The 25,304-nt window shown below is 57.3% G+C and carries 21 protein-coding genes; 13 read left to right on the top strand and 8 right to left on the bottom strand.

What is annotated here, in order from left to right; genetic code table 11:
- Nucleotides 1-7 precede the first annotated feature (7 nt).
- The 6 genes from yihT (at nucleotide 8) to ACO0U8_RS09210 (ending at nucleotide 7,576) form a co-directional block, all read left to right on the top strand.
- A complete protein-coding gene (gene yihT / locus ACO0U8_RS09235; protein ID WP_421670643.1) occupies nucleotides 8-883 on the top strand; it encodes a sulfofructosephosphate aldolase in 876 nt (291 codons plus the stop codon).
- Nucleotides 884-898: 15 nt separating this feature from the next.
- Entirely contained in the window at nucleotides 899-2,140 is a 1,242-nt protein-coding gene (yihS, locus tag ACO0U8_RS09230; protein ID WP_421670695.1) for a sulfoquinovose isomerase, read from the top strand.
- Between the two features lie 63 nt (nucleotides 2,141-2,203).
- Complete coding sequence (locus ACO0U8_RS09225; protein WP_421670642.1) at nucleotides 2,204-4,240, top strand: alpha-glucosidase; 2,037 nt, start codon at nucleotides 2,204-2,206, stop codon at nucleotides 4,238-4,240.
- Between the two features lie 57 nt (nucleotides 4,241-4,297).
- Nucleotides 4,298-5,683 carry an MFS transporter gene (locus tag ACO0U8_RS09220; RefSeq protein ID WP_390974006.1) on the top strand — a complete coding sequence of 462 codons (1,386 nt, stop codon included), beginning with the start codon at nucleotides 4,298-4,300 and terminating at the stop codon, nucleotides 5,681-5,683.
- Nucleotides 5,684-5,729: 46 nt separating this feature from the next.
- Nucleotides 5,730-7,145 (top strand): MFS transporter, encoded by a 1,416-nt coding sequence (locus ACO0U8_RS09215; protein ID WP_056776083.1) that lies wholly within the window; start codon nucleotides 5,730-5,732, stop codon nucleotides 7,143-7,145.
- A gap of 77 nt (nucleotides 7,146-7,222) precedes the next feature.
- Nucleotides 7,223-7,576: an MmcQ/YjbR family DNA-binding protein gene (locus ACO0U8_RS09210; RefSeq protein WP_056776086.1), complete on the top strand. Its 354-nt coding sequence runs from the start codon at nucleotides 7,223-7,225 to the stop codon at nucleotides 7,574-7,576.
- Nucleotides 7,577-7,578: 2 nt separating this feature from the next.
- Here the strand turns inward: ACO0U8_RS09210 and ACO0U8_RS09205 are convergent, their stop codons facing one another.
- Entirely contained in the window at nucleotides 7,579-8,490 is a 912-nt protein-coding gene (locus ACO0U8_RS09205; protein WP_421670641.1) for a pyridoxamine 5'-phosphate oxidase family protein, read from the bottom strand.
- A 5-nt stretch (nucleotides 8,491-8,495) separates the two neighbouring features.
- Nucleotides 8,496-9,116, bottom strand: coding sequence for a glutathione S-transferase (locus tag ACO0U8_RS09200; protein ID WP_421670640.1), 621 nt, complete (start codon nucleotides 9,114-9,116; stop codon nucleotides 8,496-8,498).
- 99 nt (nucleotides 9,117-9,215) lie between these two features.
- Between ACO0U8_RS09200 and ACO0U8_RS09195 the strand changes: the two genes are divergently transcribed.
- A complete protein-coding gene (locus tag ACO0U8_RS09195; protein ID WP_056776092.1) occupies nucleotides 9,216-10,133 on the top strand; it encodes a LysR family transcriptional regulator in 918 nt (305 codons plus the stop codon).
- Between the two features lie 115 nt (nucleotides 10,134-10,248).
- Nucleotides 10,249-11,430 (top strand): alpha/beta hydrolase-fold protein, encoded by a 1,182-nt coding sequence (locus ACO0U8_RS09190; RefSeq protein ID WP_421670694.1) that lies wholly within the window; start codon nucleotides 10,249-10,251, stop codon nucleotides 11,428-11,430.
- A gap of 47 nt (nucleotides 11,431-11,477) precedes the next feature.
- Here ACO0U8_RS09190 and uvrA read toward each other — a convergent pair whose 3' ends face one another.
- Nucleotides 11,478-14,333, bottom strand: a complete 2,856-nt coding sequence (gene uvrA, locus ACO0U8_RS09185) for an excinuclease ABC subunit UvrA (RefSeq protein ID WP_183848333.1) — start codon at nucleotides 14,331-14,333, stop codon at nucleotides 11,478-11,480.
- Nucleotides 14,334-14,659: 326 nt separating this feature from the next.
- Here uvrA and ACO0U8_RS09180 point away from each other — a divergent pair, with 326 nt between their 5' ends.
- Entirely contained in the window at nucleotides 14,660-15,211 is a 552-nt protein-coding gene (locus tag ACO0U8_RS09180) for a single-stranded DNA-binding protein (RefSeq protein ID WP_056776099.1), read from the top strand.
- A gap of 86 nt (nucleotides 15,212-15,297) precedes the next feature.
- Here ACO0U8_RS09180 and ACO0U8_RS09175 read toward each other — a convergent pair whose 3' ends face one another.
- Both ACO0U8_RS09175 and ACO0U8_RS09170 read right to left on the bottom strand, forming a co-directional pair.
- Nucleotides 15,298-16,728 carry an amidohydrolase family protein gene (locus tag ACO0U8_RS09175; protein WP_421670639.1) on the bottom strand — a complete coding sequence of 477 codons (1,431 nt, stop codon included), beginning with the start codon at nucleotides 16,726-16,728 and terminating at the stop codon, nucleotides 15,298-15,300.
- A 94-nt stretch (nucleotides 16,729-16,822) separates the two neighbouring features.
- Nucleotides 16,823-17,677, bottom strand: coding sequence for a LysR family transcriptional regulator (locus ACO0U8_RS09170; RefSeq protein WP_056776103.1), 855 nt, complete (start codon nucleotides 17,675-17,677; stop codon nucleotides 16,823-16,825).
- 257 nt (nucleotides 17,678-17,934) lie between these two features.
- On the opposite strand from ACO0U8_RS09170, the gene hpxO reads away from it, so the two are divergent.
- The gene (hpxO, locus tag ACO0U8_RS09165) at nucleotides 17,935-19,092 is read left to right on the top strand and encodes an FAD-dependent urate hydroxylase HpxO (protein WP_421670638.1); all 1,158 of its coding nucleotides are present in this window, start codon (nucleotides 17,935-17,937) and stop codon (nucleotides 19,090-19,092) included.
- A 126-nt stretch (nucleotides 19,093-19,218) separates the two neighbouring features.
- The gene (locus tag ACO0U8_RS09160; RefSeq protein ID WP_421670637.1) at nucleotides 19,219-20,793 is read left to right on the top strand and encodes a hypothetical protein; all 1,575 of its coding nucleotides are present in this window, start codon (nucleotides 19,219-19,221) and stop codon (nucleotides 20,791-20,793) included.
- A 51-nt stretch (nucleotides 20,794-20,844) separates the two neighbouring features.
- Here the strand turns inward: ACO0U8_RS09160 and ACO0U8_RS09155 are convergent, their stop codons facing one another.
- Complete coding sequence (locus ACO0U8_RS09155; protein ID WP_183848340.1) at nucleotides 20,845-21,333, bottom strand: hypothetical protein; 489 nt, start codon at nucleotides 21,331-21,333, stop codon at nucleotides 20,845-20,847.
- A 55-nt stretch (nucleotides 21,334-21,388) separates the two neighbouring features.
- Entirely contained in the window at nucleotides 21,389-22,291 is a 903-nt protein-coding gene (locus tag ACO0U8_RS09150) for a LysR family transcriptional regulator (RefSeq protein ID WP_421670636.1), read from the bottom strand.
- 120 nt (nucleotides 22,292-22,411) lie between these two features.
- Between ACO0U8_RS09150 and ACO0U8_RS09145 the strand changes: the two genes are divergently transcribed.
- Nucleotides 22,412-23,152: an SDR family oxidoreductase gene (locus ACO0U8_RS09145; RefSeq protein ID WP_056776112.1), complete on the top strand. Its 741-nt coding sequence runs from the start codon at nucleotides 22,412-22,414 to the stop codon at nucleotides 23,150-23,152.
- Nucleotides 23,153-23,289: 137 nt separating this feature from the next.
- On the opposite strand, the gene ACO0U8_RS09140 is transcribed toward ACO0U8_RS09145, so the two are convergent.
- Entirely contained in the window at nucleotides 23,290-24,198 is a 909-nt protein-coding gene (locus ACO0U8_RS09140; RefSeq protein WP_421670635.1) for a DMT family transporter, read from the bottom strand.
- 189 nt (nucleotides 24,199-24,387) lie between these two features.
- On the opposite strand from ACO0U8_RS09140, the gene ACO0U8_RS09135 reads away from it, so the two are divergent.
- A complete protein-coding gene (locus ACO0U8_RS09135) occupies nucleotides 24,388-25,260 on the top strand; it encodes a helix-turn-helix domain-containing protein (RefSeq protein ID WP_136374989.1) in 873 nt (290 codons plus the stop codon).
- Nucleotides 25,261-25,304: the final 44 nt, after the last annotated feature.

The following is a 25,304-nucleotide window of genomic DNA, read 5'->3' as shown; positions in this document are numbered from 1 at the left end:
AAGATGAATGAATAACTACACCCTCAGAGACATCGCCCGGCCTTCCGGCGGTTTTGCCATGCTGGCTGTCGACCAGCGGGAAGCGATGCGCTCAATGTTCGTGACGGCAGGCGCGAAGCCGCCGGTATCCGATCAGACCCTGACTGATTTCAAAGTGAATGCCGCCAAAATCTTATCGCCTTTCGCGTCGGCCATTCTGGTCGATCAGCAGTTCTGCTACCGGCAGGTGGTCGAACAACGGGCCGTCGCGCAGAGCTGCGCCACCATCGTCGCCGCCGACGCATTTATTCCCGGCAACGGCATTCCGGTGGACAGCGTGGAGATCGACCGGCAGGTGGATGCGCAGGCTGTGCGCGATAACGGCGGCAAAGCCCTGAAGTTACTGGTGCTGTGGCGCAGCGATGAAGATCCGCAACAGCGTCTGGACATGGTGAAAGACTTCAATCATCTGTGCCACGCCCATGGCCTGCTGAGCATTATCGAACCGGTGGTCAGGCCGCCGCGTCGTGGCGATAACTTTGACCGCGAACTGGCAATTATCGATGCGGCAAAAGAACTCGGCGACAGCGGAGCCGATCTCTACAAAGTGGAAATGCCACTGTACGGCAACGGCCCCCAGGCGGCACTGCTCGCCGCCTCCCGCAAGCTGAATGAACAGATCAGCATGCCGTGGGTGATCCTCTCATCGGGCGTTGATGAAAAGCTGTTCCCGCGCGCGGTCAGCGTGGCGATGACGGCTGGCGCATCCGGTTTTCTCGCCGGGCGCGCGGTGTGGTCATCGGTTGTGGGGTTGCCGGATACCGGGCTCATGCTGCGTGACATCTCCGCGCCTAAGCTGCAACGCCTTGGCGAGATTGTTGACGAAATGATGGCCCGCCGCTAACCAGAGGACTGAATGATGAAATGGTTTAATACGTTGAGCCACAACCACTGGCTGGAGCAGGAAACCGACCGGATCTTTGATTTCGGCAAACAGGCGGCCGTGCCCACCGGCTTTGGCTGGCTGGGAAATAACGGGCAAGTCCGGGCAGATATGGGCACGCATTTGTGGATCACCGCCCGCATGTTGCACGTCTATTCGGTTGCCGCGGGCATGGGGCGTCCCGGCGCGTATTCGCTGGTGGATCACGGTATCCGCACCCTCAACGGCGCGCTGGCAGATAAAAAATATGGCGGCTGGTACGCCTGCGTTAATGATGAAGGCGTGGCAGACGCATCGAAGCAGGGATATCAGCATTTCTTCGTGTTACTGGGCGCGGCCAGCGCGGTCACTACCGGCCACCCCGACGCCAGAAAATTACTCGATCAGGCCATCGGTGTGATTGAAAAATACTTCTGGAGCGAAGACGAACAGATGTGTCTCGAGTCGTGGGATGAAGCTTTCACTCAGACGGAAGATTACCGTGGCGGCAATGCCAACATGCACGCCGTCGAGGCCTTCCTGATTGTTTACGACGTCACTCACGATCGCAAATGGCTGGATCGCGCGCTGAGAATTGCTTCGGTGATCATTCATGACGTCGCCAGAAAGGGCGAGTACCGCGTCAACGAGCACTTCGATGCGCAGTGGAACCCGATCCGGGATTACAACCAGGATAATCCCGCGCACCGTTTCCGCGCCTATGGCGGCACGCCGGGCCATTGGATCGAATGGGGGCGTCTGATGCTGCATCTCCATGCCGCGCTGGAAGCCCGCTTTGAAACGCCTCCGGGCTGGTTGCTGGAAGATGCCAAAGGGTTGTTCCACGCGACCCTTCGCGATGCCTGGGCGCCGGACGGCGCTGACGGCTTTGTCTATTCCGTCGGCTGGGACGGCAAACCGATTGTACGTGAACGGGTTCGCTGGCCAATCGTCGAAGCGATGGGCACCGCCTATGCGTTGTATTGCGTCACCGGCGATACGCAATATGAATCCTGGTATCAGACATGGTGGGAATACTGCATCACTTATTTAATCGACTATGAGAACGGTTCGTGGTGGCAGGAGCTGGATACCGATAATCGCGTCACCACCAAAGTCTGGGACGGCAAGCAGGATATATATCATCTGCTCCACTGTCTGGTTATTCCACGGCTGCCACTTGCGCCGGGGCTGGCTCCCGCCGTGGCCGCAGGTTTGCTGGACATTAATGCAAAATAAAAACAGCGAAAAATATAAATTCCTGAACGCATTGATGACATAAAAAAATAGACGGAGTTCACCATGAGTACCCTACAAAATACCCTTTCTCATCTTGAATTAACGGCGGGTAATAATGAATTTTCGCTGGTATACCAACACCGGCTTATTCTGCGTCATACGCCAGATGCACCCTGTTTATGGATTGGCGGCGGAGAAGCCGATATTGAAATGTTTCGCGGCAATTTCAGTATTAAAGATCGTCTGAACGAGAAAATCGCCCTGCGCGATGTGACGGTGACTCCTCAGTCAGACGGCTGGCTGTTCCATTTCAGCCGCACAAACCTGCTCACTGCGACGCTTCAGGTCACCTGCGATGAGCGTGGCCGTTTGCGGATATCGCTGCAAAACCAGGACCGGGCGCACAACCGCATCTGGCTGCGGCTGGCGGCGCAGGCGGAAGATCATATCTACGGCTGTGGCGAACAGTTCTCCTACTTCGACTTGCGCGGAAAGCCTTTCCCGCTGTGGACCAGCGAGCAGGGCGTCGGGCGCAACAAGCAAACTTACGTCACCTGGCAGGCGGACTGCAAAGAGAATGCCGGGGGCGATTATTACTGGACCTTCTTCCCGCAACCGACGTTCGTCAGCACGCAAAAATACTATTGCCACGTCGAAAACAGTTGCTACATGAATTTCGATTTCAGCGCGCCCGAATATCACGAGCTGGCGATGTGGGAAGACAACGCGACGCTGATTTTTGAGTGTGCGGACACTTACATCAGCCTGCTGGAAAAACTCACGGCTCTGCTGGGGCGACAGCCTGAATTACCGGACTGGGTGTTTGATGGAGTGACGCTGGGCATTCAGGGCGGCACCGACGTCTGCCAGCAAAAACTCGATGTCATGCGCGACGGCGGCGTGAAGGTCAACGGCATCTGGGCGCAGGACTGGTCCGGGATCCGCATGACGTCCTTTGGTAAGCGCGTGATGTGGAACTGGAAATGGAGCCGCGAATTGTACCCGCAACTCGACGAGCGTATTAGCCGGTGGAAAGAGGAGGGCGTGCAATTCCTGTCGTACATCAATCCGTATGTCGCCAGCGATCGTGACCTGTGCGCAGAAGCCTCGGCAAAGGGCTATCTGACCAAAGATGCCAGCGGTGCGGATTACCACGTCGAGTTCGGTGAGTTTTACGCCGGTGTGGTCGATCTGACCCATCCGGCGGCCTATGACTGGTTTAAGAACATCATCAAAAAGAACCTGATTGAACTGGGCTGCGGTGGCTGGATGGCCGATTTTGGCGAATATCTGCCGACCGATACCTTCCTGCACAACGGCGTCAGCGCAGAAATCATGCACAACGCCTGGCCCGCACTGTGGGCGAAGTGTAACTACGAAGCGCTACAGGAAACCGGCAAGCTCGGCGAAATCCTGTTCTTCATGCGCGCCGGCTACACCCACAGCCAGAAATACTCGGTGATGATGTGGGCGGGCGATCAAAACGTGGACTGGAGTCTGGACGATGGGCTGGCGTCCGTCGTGCCTGCCGCACTCTCTCTGGGGATGAGCGGTCACGGCTTACATCACAGCGACATCGGCGGTTATACCACCCTGTTCGGGATGAAACGCAGCAAAGAGTTGTTGCTGCGCTGGTGCGATTTCAGCGCCTTCACGCCGATGATGCGCACCCACGAAGGCAACCGTCCGGGAGATAACTGGCAGTTTGACGGCGATGCCGACACCATTGCGCATTTTGCGCGCATGACGGACGTCTTCACCCGCATGAAGCCTTACATCAAACAGGCCGTGGCGCAGAACGCCCAACGCGGCCTGCCGGTGATGCGTCCGCTGTTCCTGCATTACGAAGACGATGCGCACACCTATTCGCTGAAATACCAGTATCTGTTTGGCCGCGATCTGCTGGTGGCACCGGTGTATGAGGAAGGGCGTCGCGAGTGGTCGCTGTATCTGCCGCAGGACACCTGGATCAACCTGTGGACCGGGGAAACCTGCCACGGCGGCGAGAAAACCGTCGATGCTCCGCTGGGAAAACCGCCGGTATTTTACCGTGCCGACAGCGAGTGGGCAGCGCTGTTCAGTGGTTTCCGGCATATCTGATAAGGCTCACCCGCCGGTGCGCTGTCATCAGGTACCGGCGGCACAAGGAGAAGAATAATGAGTCAGACCCGCACTGCTGATCCCGCCACCCTGCGCTTACCGTTCAAAGAAAAACTGGCGTACGGAATGGGGGATTTAGGTTCCAATATCCTGCTGGATATCGGCACGCTGTACTTGCTGAAATTCTATACCGATGTGCTGGAATTACCGGGCACCTACGGCGGCATCATCTTCCTGATTGCCAAATTCTTCACGGCTTTCACCGATATGGGCACCGGCATCATGCTGGATTCCCGGCGTAATATCGGCCCGAAAGGCAAGTTCCGCCCGTTTGTGTTGTACGCCGCGTTCCCGGTCACCTTACTGGCGGTGGCCAATTTCGTCGGCACGCCGTTTGAGATCACCGGTAAAACGGTGGTGGCGACGGTGCTCTTCATGCTGTACGGGCTGTTCTTCAGCATGATGAATTGCTCATACGGCGCGATGGTGCCTGCCATCACAAAAAATCCGGACGAGCGCGCCTCACTGGCGGCGTGGCGGCAGGGCGGTGCAACGCTGGGCCTGCTGTTGTGTACGGTGGGGTTTGTACCGGTGATGAATCTGCTGGAAGGCAATTCGCAGCGCAGTTATATCTTCGCCGCCACGCTGTTTTCACTGGTGGGGTTACTGTTTATGTGGCTGTGCTATGCCGGGGTAAAAGAGCGGTATGTCGAGGCGCAGCCCGCCAGTTCAGCGCAAAAGCCGGGGCTGCTGGCGTCTTTTCGCGCCATCGCCGGTAACCGTCCGCTGTTCATTCTTTGCATCGCCAATCTCTGCACGCTGGGGGCGTTCAACGTCAAACTGGCGATTCAGGTGTATTACACGCAGTACGTGCTCAATGATCCTATCCTGCTCTCCTATATGGGTTTTTTCAGTATGGGATGCATTTTCATCGGCGTGTTTATGATGCCCGGCGCGGTGCGGCGGTTCGGCAAGAAAAAAGTCTATATCGGCGGGCTGGCGCTGTGGATTATTGGCGACGTTCTCAACTACTTCTTTGGCGGCGGGTCGGTCAGTTTTGTGGCGTTCTCCTGCCTGGCATTCTTTGGCTCGGCGTTTGTGAACAGCCTCAACTGGGCGCTGGTATCGGACACCGTGGAATACGGCGAATGGCGCACCGGCGTGCGCTCGGAAGGCACGGTTTACACCGGTTTCACCTTCTTTCGCAAAGTGTCGCAGGCGCTGGCCGGGTTCTTCCCTGGCTGGATGCTGACGCAGATCGGTTATGTGCCTAACGTGGTGCAGTCGGCGGGGACCCGCGAAGGGCTGCGCCAGCTGATCTTCATCTATCCCTGTGCGCTGGCGGCGATCACCATTGTGGCGATGGGCTGCTTCTATAACCTCAACGAAAAAATGTACGTGCGCATCGTTGCTGAAATAGAAAACCGAAAACGTCAGGCGTAATTCACTCAACAGAATGGCGCGCCTGCGGGCGCAATGAGGATCGATTATGACGCATTTACACTCCGATGATCCGCTGACGCTGCGTGAGAAGTGCGCCTACGGAATGGGCGATTTTGGCTCAAACCTGATGTTGTGCATCGGCACCTTGTATCTGTTGAAGTTTTACACCGATGAACTGGGGATGCCGGCGTTCTATGGCGGGGTGATCTTTTTAGTCGCGAAGTTCTTCACCGCCTTTACCGACATGCTGACCGGCGTGTTGCTCGACTCACGCCGTCGCCCCGGCGCCAGAGGAAAGTTCAGGCCATTCATTCTCTATGCGTCGGTGCCGGTCGGGCTGGTGGCGACGGCGCAGTTCATGGCGAATGATTTCAGTCTGCCGGTGAAAACGGCGCTCGCCACCGTGCTGTTTATGTTGTTCGGCCTGTTCTACAGCCTGATGAATTGTTCCTACGGCGCGATGGTTCCGGCCATGACCAAAAAATCCCATGAACGCGCGCAACTTGCCGCGTGGCGTCAGGGCGGGGCAACGCTGGGTTTACTGTTGTGTACGGTCGGATTTATGCCTGTGCAGGCGTTGTTCAGCCAGTCGCCTTCGCTGGGATACCTTATCGCCGCGCTGATCTTCGCCACCTGCGGCGTGTTTTGCATGTGGTGGTGTTACAGCGGCGTAAAAGAGCGCTACGTGACGATCACGCCGGAAGGGCATCAGCCCAGCATTCTGCGATCCTTTCGCGCCATCTTCCACAACCCGCCGTTGCTGGTGTTGTGCATCGCCAATTTGTGCACGCTGGCCGCCTTCAACATCAAACTGGCGATCCAGGTCTATTACACCCAGTACGTTCTCAACGATATCGGTTTGCTGTCGTGGATGGGTTTTTTCAGCATGGGCTGCATTCTGTTCGGGGTGCTTCTGGTCCCCGGCGCGGTGAAGCGGTTTGGCAAAAAACAGGTTTATATGGGCGGGTTAGGGCTGTGGGCGGCGGGAGATGTGATGAATTTCCTGTGGGGCACCAGCTCACTCTCTTTCGTGTTGTTTTCCTGCATGGCCTTTTTTGGCACCGCCTTCGTCAACAGCCTCAACTGGGCGCTGGTGCCGGATACGGTGGATTACGGCGAATGGAAAACCGGCATCCGCGCCGAAGGGTCGGTGTACACCGGCTATACCTTCTCACGCAAAATTTCTGCTGCGCTCGCCGGTTTCCTGCCGGGGATCATGCTGACGCACATCGGTTACATCCCTCATGCGGTGCAAAGCAGCCAGACGTTGCTGGGGTTGCGCACGCTGATATTTCTCTGGCCCTGTGCACTGGCTATCAGTGCGGCGATCATTATGGGCGTATTTTACACACTCAATGAAGCGCGCTTTGCCAAAATCATTCAGGAAATCAGTGCGCGCAAAAAGGGGGAGATGCCCGAACCTGCTATTGAGACAGAAAAGACGTCAGTGCTGAGCCTGTAACGCGTTCAGGTTTGCTATGGTTAACCGAGGGCATTTTTATCCCCCCCAGCCATCACGTTACAAGGAGACACCTAAACATGACCAGTTCGGAACTGCTGACATACTGCATGGCAAAGCCCGGTGCAGAACAAAGCGTCGAAAATCAGCGCGGTGCAAATCAGGTAAAAGTGGGCGAGGCGATGTTTGCCATGGTGTGTGAAGTTGACGGGCGCGAAGCGATTTCGCTGAAAACCAGCCCGGAACTGGCCGAACAACTGCGCACCCGGCACCCGGAAATCGTGCCGGGCGATCATCTCAATAAATCCCACTGGAACACGGTCTATCTCGACGGTTCGCTGCCGGATTCGCAATTCTATTATCTGATTGACGGCTCCTACCAGCTGGTCGTCTCCGGTTTGCCGGAAGCCGTTCGCCACGAATTAGGCATCTGACTTCAGGGTGCATCGGCGGGCCATAACCCGCTTTTCAGCGTGGTGGGCGCGTACTCCACCGCGTGAGCGCGCCAGGGCAACGCGGCGCGAAAACGCCACAAACGGGTAATATCCAGCGTCCAGTAGCGTTCTGCGCCCGCCGGGCCGGGGATCTCCTGCGGCTGCCAGTGGATCTGCGTGGTGCCCTGAACATGCAAAATATCGCCGTTATCGAAATCCATAAACAGCAGCGCGGCGCGGGGTTCGGCCAGTAAATTTCCCAGCGTGTTCATGTACTTGTTACCCCGAAAATCCGGCACCCACAGCCGGTTACCCACCAGATGCGCAAATCCCGGCTGACCGCCGCGGTGCGAGACATCCGCGCCGTCGTGCCCGTGGCTGGCGATGAAAAAGGTATCAGAACGCGCTATCAGCGCGCGGGCGTCGGCATCCGCTTGCGTCATCTCTTCCCGTGCGGGCAGCGGCAGAGTGACCGGCACATCGGTCAGCGTGCGGATCTGAATATACTGCGGGCAGTTACCAAAACTCTGATCGACCAGGATCTCGATCCGATTTTTATCCATGCGCCCGATCCTGCCGTTCACCCGATTGCGCCGCCGGTTGGAAAAGTCGATCCCCAGCGCGCCGATCTGTTTTCCAGGCTGTAATGCCGCCAGCGCCGGATCGTCCGTGCGTCGCGGCGCATTCACCCGCAAATGTCCGTTATCCGGCGTGCGGATAAAACCGGCCGGTCCGCTCAGCAGCGTCGCCACCGGCCAGCCGTTGTCATCCAGCGTCGAGATAAACAGATAAGGCAGCGCCGCGAAAAACAGCTGGTGCTGCTCCGGCATTGCCTCGCGGATCCCATGCGCGACGACGTCAAAACCGGCCAGCTGCTGCGCCTGAAGTTCGCCGGTATGGAACGGGCTTTTCATGGCGTTTACTCCGCCTGGACAGGCAGCGGCAGGGCGGGCAGCGGCGTAAAGCCGGGCAGGCTTTCCACCCGTTGCAGCCAGCGCTGGATCGCCGGGTAACCGGCCAATGAAACGCCGCCTTCCGGTGCCGTCGCCACATAGCTGTAACAGGCCAGATCGGCGATGGTGGCGCGATCTGTCGCCAGAAACTCACGATGTTGCAGATGATCTTCCAGCTGCGGCAGGAATTTCGCCGTCACTTTCAGCGCGCTTTCATACACTTCCGGCGCGGAAAACTGCTTCACCATCCGGGCCGACGCCGGGCCGTAACGCACTTCACCGGCGGCATGGGATAACCATTTCTGCACTTCTGCGGCTTTCAGCGGATCTTCCGGCAGCCAGTGACTGTCCGGCGCGTAACGTTTCACCAGATACACCAGAATCGCATTGCTGTCGGTGAGCACCACTTCGCCGTCGGTCAGAACGGGGATTTGTCGAAGCGGATTCAGCCGGGCAAATTCTTCGGTCTGGCGCACGTCGGCACCGGCTTCAGTGGCCGCAAACGGCAGATTGAGCATAGTCAGCAACAACCTCACGCGGTGGCAGTGGCCGGAAAGCGCGGTGCTGTAAAGTTGAATGGCGGGCATAGGTGTCTCCTCTGTGGCAGTGAGTCCAGATTACTCTTGCATTAAATGAATGAGATCCACGAAGATTGAAATTGAGTGTTTCACTTTGTGGAAGAATCTATGGATCGTTTAGACGAAATGGCGATTTTTGTCGCCGTTCTTCAGTATGGCAGCCTGGCGGAAGCCGCCCGTAAACTTCACCGTTCACCTCCGGCGATCACCCGCGCCATTGCCTCGCTGGAACACCGCTTCGGCGCGAGGCTGGTGGAGCGCACCACGCGCAGCCTGGCACCGACCGAGGCGGGCGCACGGCTGGCAGAAAAGGCGAGGCTGCTGCTCAGCCAGTATCAGGACGCCGTGCAGGACACCGCTGAAACTCAGCTCAGCGGCCTGCTGCGCATCACCGCGCCGGTGCAGTTTGGCCGCAAACACGTCGCGCCGCTGGTGATGGAATTTCTGGCGCAGAACCCGGACATGCAGATCGAAATGATGCTCAACGACCGTAATCTCGATCTGATCGACGAAGGATTAGACCTGGCGGTACGCATCGGCCATCAGGACGATTCCGGCAAAGTGGCGCGCAAAGTCGCTGAAGTCACCCGCGTGCTGGTCGCCAGCCCGGCGTATCTGGCGCAGCATGGCGAACCGCAGCATCCGTCGGAACTGGCCGGGCATCAGACCGTCATGGGCACCCTGCGGACGCCACTGCGCGAATGGCGTTTCGGGCCGCACGAGGATGAACTGCGCGTCCGGCTTTCGCCGCGTTTGCTGCTCAACGACGTCGAGTCGCAGCTGCTGGCGGTGCGCAGCGGTCAGGGGATTGCCCGGCTATTGTCGTATCAGGTGAGGGATGATGTGCTGGCGGGCAACATGGTGCGGCTGTTAACCGATTTCGAACCGCTGCCGTTGCCGGTACAACTGGTGGCGCAGCAGGTACAGCAGATGCCGCGCAAAGTGCGGACATTCTGGGATTTCGCCTGTCAGCGGCTGAGTGTGCTGCCGCAACTTCATGCGCTGAACGCATCTTCGGAACAGTGACCCAGGTCACGCTCGTGTGCGGTAAAAATAACCTACTCTGAGAGTTGTGCAAAAACAGTGAGTTACTTCAGGACAGGTTGTCCGCTTGCTCACACCAACCCAGAAGGAAAGGATGATGACCCGTAACCGGCTGAATCTTGCCACGCTTTTGATACTGGCGCTCAGTGCGCCGCTTCCCCTGACTGCGTTCGCGCAGAGTTTGCCACAGGATCCTGACCCGGCCGCGCCGGCGAAAACCTACATCAGCGCCGTGAACCCCGATCGCACTATCACTTACCGCCTGTATGCCCCGACGGCGCAGCATGTGGACGTGGTAACCGGTTCAACGCCGGTCACGTATATTCCGCATCAGATGAGCAAAGACGACAAAGGTGTGTGGAGCTGGACGTCGGAGGCGCAAAAACCTGATCTCTATGAGTATTTCTTCAACGTCGATGGCCTGCGTATTGCCGATCCCGGCAGCGCAATGCCGAAACCGCAGCGTCAGGTCAATACCAGCCTGATCCTGGTGCCGGGCAGCATTCTGGATGTGAAAAACGTGCCGCACGGCGAAGTCCGTACGCTGACCTATCATTCCGCCGCGCTCAATTCCGAACGTCAGGTCGCCGTCTGGACGCCGCCGGGCTACACCGATGCGTCACAGCCGCTGCCGGTGCTCTATTTCTACCACGGCTTTGGTGATACTGGCCGTTCGGCGCTGGATCAGGGGCGTATCCCGCAAATCATGGATAACCTGCTGGCGGAGAAAAAAATCGCGCCGATGTTAGTGGTCATTCCGGATACCGAAACCGACGCCAAAGGGGTGGTGCCGGAAGATTACGTCACCAAAGATCGCCGCAAAGAGTTTTATCCGCGTAACGCAGCGGCAGCAGATAAAGAGCTGACCGGCGACATTATCCCGCTGATTGCCAAAACCTTCCGCGTCCGCGATGACGCCGCCGGGCGCGCTCTGGCCGGTCTTTCGCAAGGCGGTTATCAGACCCTGGTCAGCGGCATGACGCACCTGGATCAGTTCGGCTGGCTGGCGACCTTCAGCGGTGTGAGCACCACCACGGTGCCGAATGAAAACGTGGCGAAACGCTTCGCCGAACCGGAAAAAATCAACGCACAGCTGAAAAACTTCACGGTTGTGGTCGGTGAAAAAGACGTGGTGACAGGCAAAGACATCGCCGGGCTGAAATCCGAACTGGAGGAGAAAAAGATTAAATTTGATTACCACGAATACCCGAATCTCGGCCACGAAATGGACGTCTGGCGTCCGGCCTATGCGGAGTTTGTACAGAAGATATTTAAGTAGGGTTTCAGGAGTAACGCCTCCCTGTGAGGGGGAGGCGTTAGTTGACGTTAAGCGCTTTTCTTCGCCTGCTGGCTGTGGCGTTCCAGCAACGGTTTCAGGAAGCGGGCGGTATGCGATTCTTTGCATTCCGCCACGGTTTCCGGCGTACCCGCCACCAGAATCTGACCGCCGCCTGCACCGCCTTCCGGCCCGAGATCGACAATCCAGTCTGCGGTTTTAATCACGTCCAGATTGTGCTCAATCACCACGATGGTATTGCCCTGATCGCGCAACTGATGCAGCACTTCCAGCAACTGCTGAATATCAGCAAAGTGCAGGCCGGTGGTCGGTTCATCGAGAATATACAACGTCTGACCTGTGCCGCGTTTTGAGAGCTCACGCGCCAGTTTGACACGCTGCGCTTCACCGCCGGACAGCGTGGTCGCTGACTGGCCGAGGCAGATATAAGTCAGACCGACGTCGATCAGCGTCTGCAATTTACGCGCAAGGGCAGGCACGGCATCAAAGAATTCACGGGCTTCTTCGATGGTCATTTCCAGCACTTCGTGGATGCTCTTGCCTTTGTATTTCACTTCCAGCGTTTCGCGGTTATAGCGTTTACCACGGCACTGATCGCAGGGTACATAGATGTCCGGCAGGAAGTGCATCTCCACTTTGATCACGCCGTCGCCCTGACAGGCTTCGCAGCGGCCGCCTTTCACGTTGAAACTGAAACGCCCCGGCGTATAGCCGCGCGAACGTGATTCCGGCACACCGGCAAACAGTTCACGAACCGGCGTAAAGATGCCGGTGTACGTCGCCGGGTTCGAGCGTGGCGTACGGCCAATCGGGCTCTGGTCGATATCGATGACTTTATCGAAATGCCCCAGGCCTTCAATTTCACGGTAAGGCGCGGCTTCAGCAAGCGTTGCGCCGTTCAGTTCGCGCTGTGCCAGCGGGAACAGCGTGTCGTTGATAAGCGTCGATTTACCCGAGCCGGAGACGCCGGTGATGCAGGTAAACAGGCCTACCGGCAGCGTCAGCGTCACATCTTTCAGGTTGTTGCCTTTGGCACCGGAAAGTTTCAGCACTTTGGCGGCGTCCGCCGGCACGCGCTGCGCCGGTACGGAGATTTCGCGTTTACCGCTGAGGAACTGACCGGTCAGGGAATCTTCCTGCGCCATGATGTCCTCGGCTGTCCCCTCGGCGACAACGCGGCCGCCGTGGACACCCGCACCCGGACCGATATCAATGATATGGTCGGCGGCGCGGATCGCGTCTTCATCATGCTCTACCACAATCACGGTATTCCCGAGATCGCGCAGGTGGATCAGGGTTTCCAGCAGACGTTCGTTGTCGCGCTGATGCAGGCCAATAGAAGGCTCATCCAGCACATACATCACGCCCACCAGACCGGCGCCGATCTGGCTCGCCAGACGAATACGCTGAGCTTCACCGCCGGACAACGTTTCCGCAGAACGGGACAGCGAAAGGTAATTCAGGCCGACGTTCACCAGGAATTTCAGGCGATCGCCAATCTCTTTCAGCACTTTCTCGGCGATCTGCGCACGCTGGCCGCTGAGTTTCATATTGCGGAAGAAATCCATCGCATGACCGATGCTGAAATCAGAGATTTGCGGCAAGGTCGTTTCTTCCACAAACACGTTACGTGCTTCTTCCCGCAGGCGGGTGCCTTTACAGGATGCGCACGAACGGTTGCTGATGTATTTCGACAGCTCTTCACGCACCGCGCTGGATTCCGTTTCTTTATAACGGCGCTCCATGTTGTGCAGCACGCCTTCAAACGGATGGCGACGAATCGACGTATCACCGCGATCGTTAATGTATTTGAATTCAATGGTCGTTTTGCCGGAACCATGCAGGATGGCGTGTTGCACATCGCTGCTCAGGTCGTTGTACGGCGCTTCCACATCAAAATCATAATGCTCGCCGAGAGAGCGCAGCATCTGGAAGTAATAGAAGTTACGGCGATCCCAGCCACGGATGGCGCCGCCTGCCAGTGAAAGCTCAGGGTTTTGCACCACGCGGTCCGGATCGAAGAACTGCTGAACGCCCAGGCCGTCACAGGTCTGGCAGGCACCGGCCGGGTTGTTGAACGAGAACATGCGCGGTTCGAGCTCGCTCATGCTGTAGCCACAGATCGGGCAGGCAAAGTTCGCCGAGAACAGCATTTCTTCCGCTTTCGGGTCATCCATGTCGGCGACCACGGCGGTACCGCCGGAAAGCTCAAGCGCGGTTTCAAACGATTCCGCCAGACGCTGCTGTAAATCCTCACGGACTTTGAAACGGTCAACCACGACTTCAATGGTGTGCTTTTTCTGCAATTCCAGCTTCGGCGGATCGGACAGATCGCAGACCTCGCCATCGATACGCGCACGGATGTAACCCTGCGACGCCAGGTTTTCCAGCGTTTTAGTGTGCTCGCCTTTGCGATCTTTAATGATCGTGGCGAGCAACATCAGGCGCTGACCTTCCGGCTGTGCGAGGACGTTATCCACCATCTGGCTGACGGTCTGTGCTGACAGCGTCACATTATGATCCGGGCAGCGCGGCTCACCCACGCGGGCAAACAGCAGACGCAGATAATCGTGAATTTCCGTGATGGTCCCGACGGTAGAACGCGGGTTATGCGATGTGGATTTTTGCTCAATCGAAATCGCCGGAGACAGACCTTCAATGTGGTCGACGTCCGGTTTTTCCATTAAGGATAAAAATTGACGAGCATAGGCTGACAGCGACTCAACGTAACGACGCTGGCCTTCGGCGTAAAGCGTATCAAACGCCAGAGAGGACTTGCCTGAACCCGATAAGCCGGTGACAACAATCAGTTTGTCGCGCGGGATAATCAGGTTGATATTCTTGAGATTATGGGTACGTGCGCCCCGAACTTCGATCTTATCCATTCATCATTCCCGGATTAACGTGATAGCTCACCGTGCCGGTGACCTGCGGAAAATGGAGCATCGCGCCGGTCAGCGAGTCAGGCACAGAGAAGAACGTAACGCGCAATTATGACACAAATCACAGTCTATGCCACCCCGAAACCTGAATGTATATCCAGTACTCGATGTAACAGCGGAACGTTTGCTGAACAATCTGGAAAGAATGCCGCATCCTCAGACATCCATGGTACGAAGGTATCGTTTTATGGTTATAATGCTGCAAAGTGTGACCTTCCACACCTCGGATTGTGGTTTCAACCACGACATACATCATCAGGAGAATCCACATGGCCAGCAGAGGCGTAAACAAAGTAATACTCGTCGGTAATCTCGGACAAGATCCGGAAATCCGCTACATGCCAAACGGCGGCGCAGTGGCCAACATGACACTGGCGACCTCCGAAAGCTGGCGTGACAAAGCCACCGGCGAACAGAAAGAAAAAACCGAATGGCACCGCGTGGTGTTGTTCGGCAAACTGGCGGAAGTTGCCGGTGAATACCTGAAGAAAGGTTCTCAGGTTTACATCGAAGGTGCACTGCAAACCCGTAAATGGACCGATCAGGCTGGCGTTGAAAAATACACCACCGAAGTTGTCGTTAACGTGGGCGGCACCATGCAGATGCTCGGCGGCCGTACCGGCGGCGGCGCACCAGCAGGCGGCGGCCAGGCAGCAGGCGGCCAGTCAGGCGGTCAGCAAGGCGGTTGGGGTCAGCCTCAGCAGCCACAAGGCGGCAACCAGTTCAGCGGCGGCCAGCAGGCTCGTCCGGCTGCGCAAAACAACGCGCCAGCACAGAACAACGAACCGCCAATGGATTTCGACGACGATATCCCGTTCTGATACCTGCCTTCGGGCATCCATGTCAGAAATGAAAAAAGCCCCGAAAGGGGCTTTTTGTTGTCCGGCATTCAGGAATCTTTCATCCTTCAAACTTTCCCCACCGCACCAAACACTAATCTGCCCTGATGGAACGTCGCTTTCACCTCGGACACTCTGGCTACCGCTTCGGCGGAGCAGCTGGCGTCGACCAGGATCATTTCGGCGTTATCGTTCACCGCGGGCCACTGGCGGTTGCCGCTGTCGTCGAGCGGCAGGACGTTGCCGGTGGCGATGGCGAGGGAGCGCGTCAGGCCGAATTCGTCGGAGTTGCCGTAGAGCTGGGCGTACAGGCTGGCTTTTTCCAGCATGCTGCCGGTGCCGAACGGCGACCAGTGGTCGATCACGCTGTCGGTGCCGGTCATCACGAATACGCCGTTCTGGCTGAGCTGCGGCAGCGGCATGTTCAGTTTGCCGAGCGGAATGGTGGAAGCGACGGTGAACTGCTGCCCGGAAAGCCCGGCGATCACGCCCTCCAGTTCCGCACCCTGCATCATCGCCAGCGCGAAACCGTGGCTGAGCGTCACTTTGCCTTTCAGTTGCGGGTTTTTCTCCACGGTCTGAATCATGTATTTCACCGCCGCAATCCCGGCTGGCGTGGTTTCATGCAGATGAATATCCACGCCTTTGTTTGTATCCAGTGCAATCTGGAACATCGCATCGAGGGATTTTTCCATCGCGCCGTCTACATTCGTCGGGTCCAGCCCGCCGACGTACTGCACGCCCATTTGCATCGCTTCGCGCATCAGCCCGTCGACTTTTGAGTGCAGTAAACCGTGCTGCGGAAATGCCACAATTTCACAACTGAAATCCTGCTGATGTTTTTCCAGTGCGATTTTCAGATGCTCGAGGCTTTTCAGGCCGCTCACCGGGTCGATATTACAGTGGCTGCGCGCCACGGTGGTGCCTTTGGAATGCAGCAGGCCGATGATCGCCTCTGCGTGTTCCACCGAGGTCGGCAACAGTTGCGGGATAAGCACCTGTTCGCGGGCAATCATGTCCATGATGGTCTTGCCTTTACGCGGGCGCGGCGCTTCCCACTTGCCGCCGTAGAAGGTCTTGTCGAGGTGAATATGCATGTCGCGCGTGGCGGGCAGCAGAAGTAATCCCCGCGCATCAAAGGCAGGTAAGGTGCTGGCCGGTGCCTCTTTTGCAGGCTGGATCGCCACGATTTTGCCGTTGTTGATGTCCAGATTGTACAGGCCGGTTTTGGTGGCAATGACTGTCTCGCCTTCGCGCTCAAAACCCTCTTCCAGCCGCACATTGCGCAGCTGATAGTGCGGCGCAGTAATCGCGTTGATCTGGCTGGCATCGTCACATTTTTCATCCATCGCGCCTGCTTTAAACGGCGCTGCTGATGCGATTCCGGAGGCCATGCCTGCGGTCAGCAGTGCGCCGGTCGCGGTGATTTTGGCGCTATGAGAGAGAAAGTGTCTGCGGCTTTGTTGCTGAGGATTTTGCACGTCGAATTCCTTAATCATGATGCGGGAGGATTCTGCTTTCCTTTCACCCTAAAAGATATCGCCGGTTCCGGCTGCGATTTTTCCCACTGCCAGCCAGTGGGAAACCTAATGGCTAACTGAGCTGACAAAAATCCTTTAATTTTCCGGCCAGTGCGATTTGCGCAGGCGTGGCATCGGGGCGGTAAAACAGCGCCAGTTCGACGTTATCCACTTGCGGTAATCCGCTTTCGGTGCCCAAAACCCGGTGCGCCGGCAGGCGGCAACTGGCGGGCAATAAGGTGACGCCCAGTCCGGCGGCGCTGGCGGCCACCAGCGCGGCGAGGCTGGCGCTGCTGTAACTGATGCGCCAGCTGCGCCCGAGGGCATCCAGCGCCTGACACAGTTCTTCACGATACAGCGCATTGAGCGGAAACAGCACCAGCGGCACCGGATTGCGCTCAAATGCCGGATACTCGGCGCTGTCGAGCCACAGCATCGGCTCGGGGCGTGAGGCATTGGCTTTTTCGCCGGTCAGCTGTTTCACCAGAATGATGTCCAGCATGTCCTGCTGCCAGGCGCGGCGCAGTTCGTGGCTCAGGCCGCTGGTGACGTCGAGGCGGATATGCGGATGGGCGCGGCAAAACTGCGCCAGCAGGGAGGTGGTCGCTGCCGCAAAATCTTCCGGTACGCCGAGTCGCACCACGCCGTCCGGCCACTGGTCGCTCAGCGCATCGTGTGCTTCACCGTTGAGCGCGATGATCCGCCGGGCATAGCCGAGCAGACGTTCGCCCTCTTCGGTGAGCTGAACCTGATGGGAAGTGCGTTCCAGCAGCGGTTTCGCTAACGCTTCTTCCAGGCGGCGGATTTGCTGGCTGACCGTCGATTGCGACAAATGAACGCGGTCGGCGGCGCGGGTAAAACTGCCGGTTTCACACACGGCGACAAAACTGAGTAACTGCTGCGGGCTGAACATTGGATAGCGATTCATTTCATCACTACTTATGGTTGTGGTATTTGAAATTTGAATACCGGGGAGAGTATCAACCTTCACGTCGCCGCACCAGACTGGCTCATTGCGCGGCGGTTTCGTGCCTCCTGCTCCAAAAGGACGCCTTGTTTTAGGGCATCACTCCCGCACTCCGGCAGTTTCTGATTTCACTTAAGATTGTATACAAGGCTTCAGCGGCAAATTGTCTTTCTGGTACAGAAATTGCTTTTTCCTTGTGAGACTTCAAGGAGAAAAATATGAAAGCGATCGTGATTGGTGGCGGTATTGGCGGTGCATGTGCGGCGATTGCGCTGAAGCGTTTTGGGATCGAGACGGCGGTCTTTGAGGCGGTGAAAGAGATCAAACCGGTCGGCGCGGCGATTTCCATCTGGCCCAACGGCGTAAAGTGCCTGAACTATCTCGGCATGAAAGACGCGCTGCGCGAGCTTGGCGGTAACATGCGTTTTATGGCCTACAAAGAATATCAGCAAGGCCAGACCATGACGCGATTCAGTATGGATCCGCTGATTCAGAGCGTTGGCGAGCAGCCTTATCCGGTGGCACGCGCGGAACTTCAGGCGATGTTGCTCGACACGTATGGCCGCGATCGGGTGCAGTTTGGCAAGCGCGTGACGCACGTTGAGGAATCCGCCGACAGCGTCACCGCCTGGTTTGATGACGGCACATCTGCCACCGGCGATTTACTGATCGCCGCCGACGGCACCCATTCCATTATCCGCCAGCATGTTTTGGGCTACACCACAGAGCGCCGCTACGCCGGTTACGTCAACTGGAACGGTCTGGTGGAAATCGACGAAAGCATCGCGCCTGCCGATCAGTGGACGACGTTTGTCGGCGAAGGCAAACGCGTTTCCCTGATGCCGGTGAGCGGCAACCGTTTCTACTTCTTCTTTGACGTGCCACTGCCGAAAGGTTTACCGCAGGATCGCACCACCGTACGCGACGATTTGCAGGGCTATTTTACAGGCTGGGCGGAGCCGGTGCAGAAGCTGATCCGCCAGATTGACCCGCAGACGACTAACCGCGTCGAAATCCACGACATCGACCCGTTTATGCAACTGGTGAAAGGGCGAATTGCGCTGCTCGGCGATTCCGGCCACAGCACCACGCCGGATATCGGGCAGGGCGGTTGCGCAGCGATGGAAGACGCCGTGGTACTGGCGAATATGTTGCAAACCAATTCGTTAGGCATTGAAGATGCGCTGCTGCGTTATCAGGAAAAACGCGCGTACCGCGTGAAAGATCTGGTGCTCAAAGCCCGCAAACGCTGCGACGTGACCCACGGCAAAGAGATGGCCGTCACCGAACAATGGTACGAAGATCTGAAAACCGAAACCGGCGAGCGCATTCTCTCCGGCATGTGCGAAACCATTCTGGGCGGCCCGCTGGAATAACCTGTAATGCGCAGGAAATAAGTTTTTACAACTCCTTAAAGTTTCCTGTGTTTTTGCCGAAAATAACATCAGAAGGATCAAGGTATCCACTGGCGCTATGACGCAAAAACATAGGGACTCATCAGGATGACAGTTATCTCTGCGACAGGTAATCAGGCGCTTAATACGCTGCTTACCGCCACCAAAACGACGGCCACGGTGTCTCCGGCGGCCAGTCAGCAGCAAGCGACAACGGCGCAATCCGCCGCGGTAATCATCGGCCAGACCGATGCCACGTCGCCGGTCTACAACATCACCAAACCGGCACTGGTCTGGGAACGTTCTTCCAGCGACCTGATGTCTTCAAAGCTCGCCTCGAATTTCAGCAACGCCGGTAATGCGGCGCGTTTTTCCGGGCTCGGTGCCGCCCTGCTTGAACGCTTTACCACCGACAGCGGCAGTTATTCGCAATCGGTGATGAAGCAGACTTCCGCTCAGTCCGCCAGTTCTGCGGGTAACGTCGCCCCCCAAACCCAACTCCACACTAAAGCCGACAACCAGATCAGCCTGAGTATCAAAACCGCCAGCGGCGCGCTGGTGGAGATCACGCTCGGCAGTGATGATGACGGGCTGGGTGTGCAGGTGAATGTCAGTAAAGGCACGCTGAGCGATGCCGACCGCAAGGCGCTGGCGAACATGGCGGAAGGTTTTCAGAAAGCGATTGATGGCCTGACGGCGCAGCCGCCGAAGCTCGATCTGAGCGGGCTGACAAAGTTTGATACCTCGGTGCTGACGTCGGTGGATTTGCACGCCAGTCTGGGCACTGAAAATACCCGGACGCTGGATTTTCACGCTGACGCCAGTACCCGCTCGGTGAAATCCACCGGGATCGACGGCACCGTGAATATCAGCGTGGACATGAGCAAGCGCGCCCTGTTGGGTACGGAAAATCAGCAGACGCAGGCGCTGAACCAGTATCTGAAACAGTTCGACAATGCGGGAAGCCGGGGTAACGCGGACGATGCGCTGATGACCATGTTCAGGGATGCGTTTACGGCGCTGAATTCGAATTATGGCGAGAGCGCGACCACGCATAAAAGCAGCGCCAGAGAACCGGTGTATTTCTCGCTGACCCGGACCGATAAAAACATGGTATCCGGTCTGGCAGATTTCACGGCCTCTGTCTCGCAGACGCCGGTGGATAAAACCAACCCGATGCGCCCGGACGAGGTGGACACCTTCTCTTATCAGGTGTCGCAGTCGAGCAGCATTACCGGTACCGGCACGCAGGATCGGCATATCTCGCAGAAGCAGCAGTCACATCTGGTCGCCAGCTACCACAAAGCGCTGACGTCAGGTTTACAGCTCAACCTGACGACCGACAGAAACTCGCAGAATTATCTGTATTATCAGATTGATGACAAGGCCGAGAGCACCACCAATATTCAGTATCAGAAGGGTGCTCTGGTGAGTGCGTCGGTGGATCAGCGCGCCAGTACTTCCACACATATCCAAAAATATGTGAAGGGATGGCTGGAGTCAGACACCACCACGCCGGTGCACACCTCGAAAACCACTGATCTGCTCGGCAAGCTGCAATCAGACTGGGAGAGCAACCATCCGCGCATCTCCTTTGAAGATTATCTGCGTCAGCAAAACCAGCCGGATCTCAGCAGTCTGGTGCTGCTGGAGTCTGATCCGGGCGCGCTGAAAAACCGATGAACACTGGCCTGACGGCCTTTTTAACAGCCCCGTGAGGGGCTGTTACTGTTATCACAACATCTCAAACTTCGCCCCTTTCAGCACGATATCCGCAAATTGCAGATGATGCATAAACTCACGCAAAATCAGCAGAGTGGCAGCGAAATCATTGCCATCGGGTATGCCCTCGAACTGCGCAGGACGTCCGTTGATCACCAATGCCAGCCGGTCGAACGTGCGCTCCACGGCCTCGAGAGACAGCGTCATCACTTCATTTTCAGCCACGCCTGCAATGCGTGCCAGTGCGCGAATATCGTTATCGGTACTGAACAATTGCGCGCCCGGCGGGATATCGTGGCGGATGCGGATGATTTCATCCTCGACCACCATAATGGCGTTTTCCATTTCATCCGGCGTTGGCGGCGTATGACGAAAATAGCCGACGGAAGTCAGCTGTGAGCCCAATGTCAGCGACACTATTTTATCGTCGATATCGTCATGCCGGACGGTAACCCGCGTTTCTTCGCGGCCAATATGCAGCAATACAGCAGGTTGGGTCATCGGCGTCTCCTGATATTTAGCCTTTCACGTAGCGGGTTCAGACCTGAGAAATCTACTATGTCAGATGCGGATCGCGCCGCGCAAACTCTTTGACCATCCAGTCAATGAATACCCGCACGCGTGGCGAAAGCTGGCGGTTGCGGGGATAAAGTAAAGCCACCGGCAGCGCACCCACCGGAAAACCGTCCAGGATCTGCACCAGTTTGCCCTGCGCGAGATCGTCAGTCAGCGCGTATTTTGGCACCTGAATAATGCCCATTCCGCGCCGTGCGGCTTCTTTCATGCTCTCCGCGCCGTTGACCGAAAATGGCGTCGGCAGCAGAATTTCACGGGTTTTGCCCTGAACCTGAAAAACCAGCGGCAACAGCCCGCCGGTCGCGCTGGAGCGGTAGCCAATCATCCGGTGTCCGGTGAGATCGTCCGGTGTGTCTGGCGTGCCGAACCGTTGCAGATAGTCCGGGCTGGCGCAGGTGATTTCCGGCAGCGTGCCGAGCGGGCGCGCCACCATATCGCTGTCTTTCAGCTCACCGGCGCGGATCACGCAGTCGATGCCTTCGCGCACCAGATCCACCAGCCGGTCGCCCTCGCTCAGGTAAAACTCAATATCAGGATATTGCGCCAGAAAATCCGGCAGGCCGGGCAACACGAAATGCCGCGCCAGCGTGCCGTGCACATCCACCCGCAGCAGCCCTTTCGGCTGCGCCCCTGCGAAGGCCATTTCGGCATCTTCCACCTCTGCCAGAATGCGCAGACAGCGCTGGTAATAAGCTTCGCCATCCAGCGTCGGGCTGACGTGGCGGGTGGTGCGCTGTAAAAGCCGGATGTTGAGCCGCGTTTCCAGCTGTTTAATGGCGTCAGTCACCGTCGAGCGTTTCAGGTTCAGCGCCTGCGCGGCCTGCGTGAAACTCCGCAGTTCCACCACGCGGGTGAACAACGCCATGCTGTCGAGTTTATCCATGATGATTGTTCGCCTTTTCCGGATAGTGATAACGAATATCAGGGAATTATCCGGCGGCGTCAATCGGCTACTCTTTCTTCAGCGACAACGAATCCGAATCACTCAAAAAGGAAACACATCATGACGTCATCCAATCAAAAAGTGGCGCTGGTTACCGGCGCATCCCGTGGCATCGGCGCGGCTATCGCAGAGCGTCTGGCGCGGGACGGTTTCACCGTGATCGTGAACTATGCGCGCGGTGCGGCAGAGGCTGACGCGGTCGTCAGTAAAATCGAAAAGGCAGGTGGCCGGGCTATCAGCGCGCAGGCCGATGTCAGCGACGCGGCGGCGGTCAGCCGGATGTTTGCCAGTGCGCAACAGGCATTTGGCGGCGTGGATGTGCTGGTGAACAACGCCGGGATCATGACGCTTTCGGCCATCGCCGACACCGACGATGCCGCATTCGATCGCCTCATCGACATTAACCTGAAAGGCACCTTCAACACCCTGCGCGAAGCGGCGAAACACCTGCACAACGGCGGGCGCATCATCAACTTCTCATCGACCGTTGTCGGGTTATACCAGCCGACATACGGCGTGTATGCCGCAACCAAAGCGGCCGTCGAGGCGCTGAGCCGCGTGCTGACCAAAGAAATGCGCGGACGCCAGATCACCGTGAATACCGTGGCACCCGGCCCGACGGCAACGGATTTGTTCCTCAATGGCAAATCTGATCAACTGGTGGAAACCCTCGCCAAAACCTCGCCGCTCGAACGCCTCGGCCAGCCGGAAGATATCGCCTCCGTGGTGGCGTTCCTCGCCGGGCCCGATGGCGCCTGGGTGAACGGCCAGACGCTGAGGGCGAATGGCGGGATTATCTAACCGCCCCGTTTTAAGGGAGAGATGAATCGCCGGAATACAGATCGCAAAACCCGGATCAGGAATACTGCTACGGGTTTTAGCGACGTGCCCGCGCGCATCATTCCGCTGATTGGCGGGGGAGAGTTTATTGGGCTGATTTAAAGCGACACCACCGCCTTGCGTCTGAACATCTCCAGCCATGCCGGGCGGCAGAACATCACCAGATTACCGAGCAGGATCAGCGCCAGCCCGATGACGGCGTTGATGTGCCATTGATACCCTTCGTAGAAAGTGGAAACGGTCAGGGCGACCAGCGGGAACAGCAGCGTGCTGTAGGCTGCCTGGCTGGCACCAATGCGTCCGACCAGCGTGAAGTAAATGCCGAAGGCCAGCACGGAGCCGAATACTGACAGGTAGACCAGCGAACCGAGGTATTGCGGCGTCAGGTCGATGGCGAAAGAGGCACCCTGAAACACGCTCAGTGCGCCCATCACCGCTGTGCCGTAGAACATCGCGTAGGTGTTAGTGGACAGAACGTCCAGCCCCCGGCGCTGATGACGGGCGCTGATCATATTGCCGAGCGAGAAACCGTAGGTACCGAGCAGGCTCAGGCCAATGCCTTTGAGCAGTTCCGGCGCAATGTGGGCGGCGCTGAAATCGTGCCAGAACAGGGTGATGATTCCCGCCAGCCCGAGGACGGCCGCCGGAATAACCGCCGGTGCCAGTTTCTGGCGGAAAAACACCATGCCGTTGAACGCGTTGAACAGCACGGCCATCGAGAAAATCACCGATTCCAGCCCGCTGGTGATGTAAGCCGCTGCGTGATAGAAGCAGTAAAAATTGAAGCAAAAGACGCAGCAGCCCTGCACGATGCAAAAAAGATGATCTTTCAGGGCGAGCCTGCGCAGGCGACGGGCCGCCAGCAGCGCCACCAGCATAATCACTGCCGCCAGCAGGAAACGGTAAAAGATCGACACCGTCACCGGCACATCGCCCTGTTGCAGGTAAATCGCAAACCAGGTGGTGCCCCAGATAATAATCACCGAAATATAAAGCAGAGCGTTCATCGACTTCTCTCATTGAAAAATAATGGTCTGAGGGAAGTGTGCGGTAATCCGGTGACGTTGGCTTTCAACGGCTTGCGGTTGAGTTGCATATTCTTGCGCATTTCTTTGTGCGCCCGCGTGGCAATATCTGGCTCTCTTGCCGTCAAAACCCGTAAACTGGGCCTCTTCTTTTTCCTCCGGGTGCAGGTCATGACCAAGGTTTATCAGGCTTTCGACACGCTGCGTAAGCACAAAGCGGTTCTGCACGACAGTGTGGAGCTGAGTTCAGGTATTCAGCTGGCGGCCTGGTCGAATAAAAATGACACCGTGACCCAGGAAAGCCCGGATCACCATACGCTGAGTCTGTACGTCGCTGACGGCTACGAGTGTTATCACAAAACCCGTGGTGGCTGGCGCAACGGCGGCGGCCCGGACCGCTTTTGTCTGATGCCAAAAAACAGCATGTCGAGCTGGGATGTGCGCGATGATTTGTCATTCGTGCATGTGTATTGCTCGGATGAGCATCTGCGTCATCTGGTGGAGCAAACCTGGGATCGCAGCCCGGCAGCGATACAGATGGAAGAGCGCACGTTCGAAGAAGATCCGCAGATCACGCTGCTCTATCGCCACTTTTTGCTCAGCAGCCAGTGGCAGGAAAACAGTAATCAGCTGATGCTGAGCAGTGCGGCAAATCTGCTGATGGCGCATCTGGTGAAGAACTACACTCATCTGCAATGGGCGTTGCCGACGGTGCGCGGCGGACTGGCACCGCATATTCTGAACCGGGTAAAAGACTACATTCACGCTCACCTTGCGCAACCCCTGATGCTGCCGGAACTGGCGCTTCTGGCTGAACTGAGCGAGTTTCATTTCGCCCGCATGTTCAAACAAAGTATGGGCATGGCGCCGCATCAGTACGTGATGAACGCCCGTCTGATCCGCGCCGAACACCTCCTGAAAACCACTGGCATGGAGATCACCGCCATCGCGCTGGAATGTGGTTTCAGCTCCGCCAGCCACTTCAGCCACCGCTTCAAATCCGTGCGCGGTATCACGCCGAGCGCACTGCGCAGCGGATCTTAATTTCTTTCTCCGCCCGCACTTCCCGTCTTTTCAACTTCAATGCT

It is taken from the genome of Rahnella sp. EDr1-12, from assembly GCF_049206505.1.
GTDB classification, from domain to species: domain Bacteria; phylum Pseudomonadota; class Gammaproteobacteria; order Enterobacterales; family Enterobacteriaceae; genus Rahnella; species Rahnella rivi.
The sequence above is the reverse complement of the archived record's forward strand: the minus strand, read 5'-3'. Positions and strand labels throughout refer to the sequence as shown.

What these genes read in the sequence shown, in the direction of transcription:
- ACO0U8_RS09175 (WP_421670639.1), bottom strand. Translation starts at nt 16,728, where the DNA reads ATGATTAAGGAATTCGACGTGCAAAATCCTCAGCAACAAAGCCGCAGA.
- hpxO (WP_421670638.1), top strand. Translation starts at nt 17,935, where the DNA reads ATGAAAGCGATCGTGATTGGTGGCGGTATTGGCGGTGCATGTGCGGCG.
- ACO0U8_RS09215 (WP_056776083.1), top strand. Translation starts at nt 5,730, where the DNA reads ATGACGCATTTACACTCCGATGATCCGCTGACGCTGCGTGAGAAGTGC.
- ACO0U8_RS09140 (WP_421670635.1), bottom strand. Translation starts at nt 24,198, where the DNA reads ATGAACGCTCTGCTTTATATTTCGGTGATTATTATCTGGGGCACCACC.
- yihS (WP_421670695.1), top strand. Translation starts at nt 899, where the DNA reads ATGAAATGGTTTAATACGTTGAGCCACAACCACTGGCTGGAGCAGGAA.
- ACO0U8_RS09160 (WP_421670637.1), top strand. Translation starts at nt 19,219, where the DNA reads ATGACAGTTATCTCTGCGACAGGTAATCAGGCGCTTAATACGCTGCTT.
- ACO0U8_RS09210 (WP_056776086.1), top strand. Translation starts at nt 7,223, where the DNA reads ATGACCAGTTCGGAACTGCTGACATACTGCATGGCAAAGCCCGGTGCA.
- ACO0U8_RS09180 (WP_056776099.1), top strand. Translation starts at nt 14,660, where the DNA reads ATGGCCAGCAGAGGCGTAAACAAAGTAATACTCGTCGGTAATCTCGGA.
- ACO0U8_RS09190 (WP_421670694.1), top strand. Translation starts at nt 10,249, where the DNA reads ATGACCCGTAACCGGCTGAATCTTGCCACGCTTTTGATACTGGCGCTC.
- ACO0U8_RS09145 (WP_056776112.1), top strand. Translation starts at nt 22,412, where the DNA reads ATGACGTCATCCAATCAAAAAGTGGCGCTGGTTACCGGCGCATCCCGT.
- ACO0U8_RS09170 (WP_056776103.1), bottom strand. Translation starts at nt 17,677, where the DNA reads ATGAATCGCTATCCAATGTTCAGCCCGCAGCAGTTACTCAGTTTTGTC.
- ACO0U8_RS09205 (WP_421670641.1), bottom strand. Translation starts at nt 8,490, where the DNA reads ATGAAAAGCCCGTTCCATACCGGCGAACTTCAGGCGCAGCAGCTGGCC.
- ACO0U8_RS09150 (WP_421670636.1), bottom strand. Translation starts at nt 22,291, where the DNA reads ATGGATAAACTCGACAGCATGGCGTTGTTCACCCGCGTGGTGGAACTG.
- ACO0U8_RS09135 (WP_136374989.1), top strand. Translation starts at nt 24,388, where the DNA reads ATGACCAAGGTTTATCAGGCTTTCGACACGCTGCGTAAGCACAAAGCG.
- yihT (WP_421670643.1), top strand. Translation starts at nt 8, where the DNA reads ATGAATAACTACACCCTCAGAGACATCGCCCGGCCTTCCGGCGGTTTT.
- ACO0U8_RS09225 (WP_421670642.1), top strand. Translation starts at nt 2,204, where the DNA reads ATGAGTACCCTACAAAATACCCTTTCTCATCTTGAATTAACGGCGGGT.
- ACO0U8_RS09195 (WP_056776092.1), top strand. Translation starts at nt 9,216, where the DNA reads ATGGATCGTTTAGACGAAATGGCGATTTTTGTCGCCGTTCTTCAGTAT.
- uvrA (WP_183848333.1), bottom strand. Translation starts at nt 14,333, where the DNA reads ATGGATAAGATCGAAGTTCGGGGCGCACGTACCCATAATCTCAAGAAT.
- ACO0U8_RS09200 (WP_421670640.1), bottom strand. Translation starts at nt 9,116, where the DNA reads ATGCCCGCCATTCAACTTTACAGCACCGCGCTTTCCGGCCACTGCCAC.
- ACO0U8_RS09155 (WP_183848340.1), bottom strand. Translation starts at nt 21,333, where the DNA reads ATGACCCAACCTGCTGTATTGCTGCATATTGGCCGCGAAGAAACGCGG.
- ACO0U8_RS09220 (WP_390974006.1), top strand. Translation starts at nt 4,298, where the DNA reads ATGAGTCAGACCCGCACTGCTGATCCCGCCACCCTGCGCTTACCGTTC.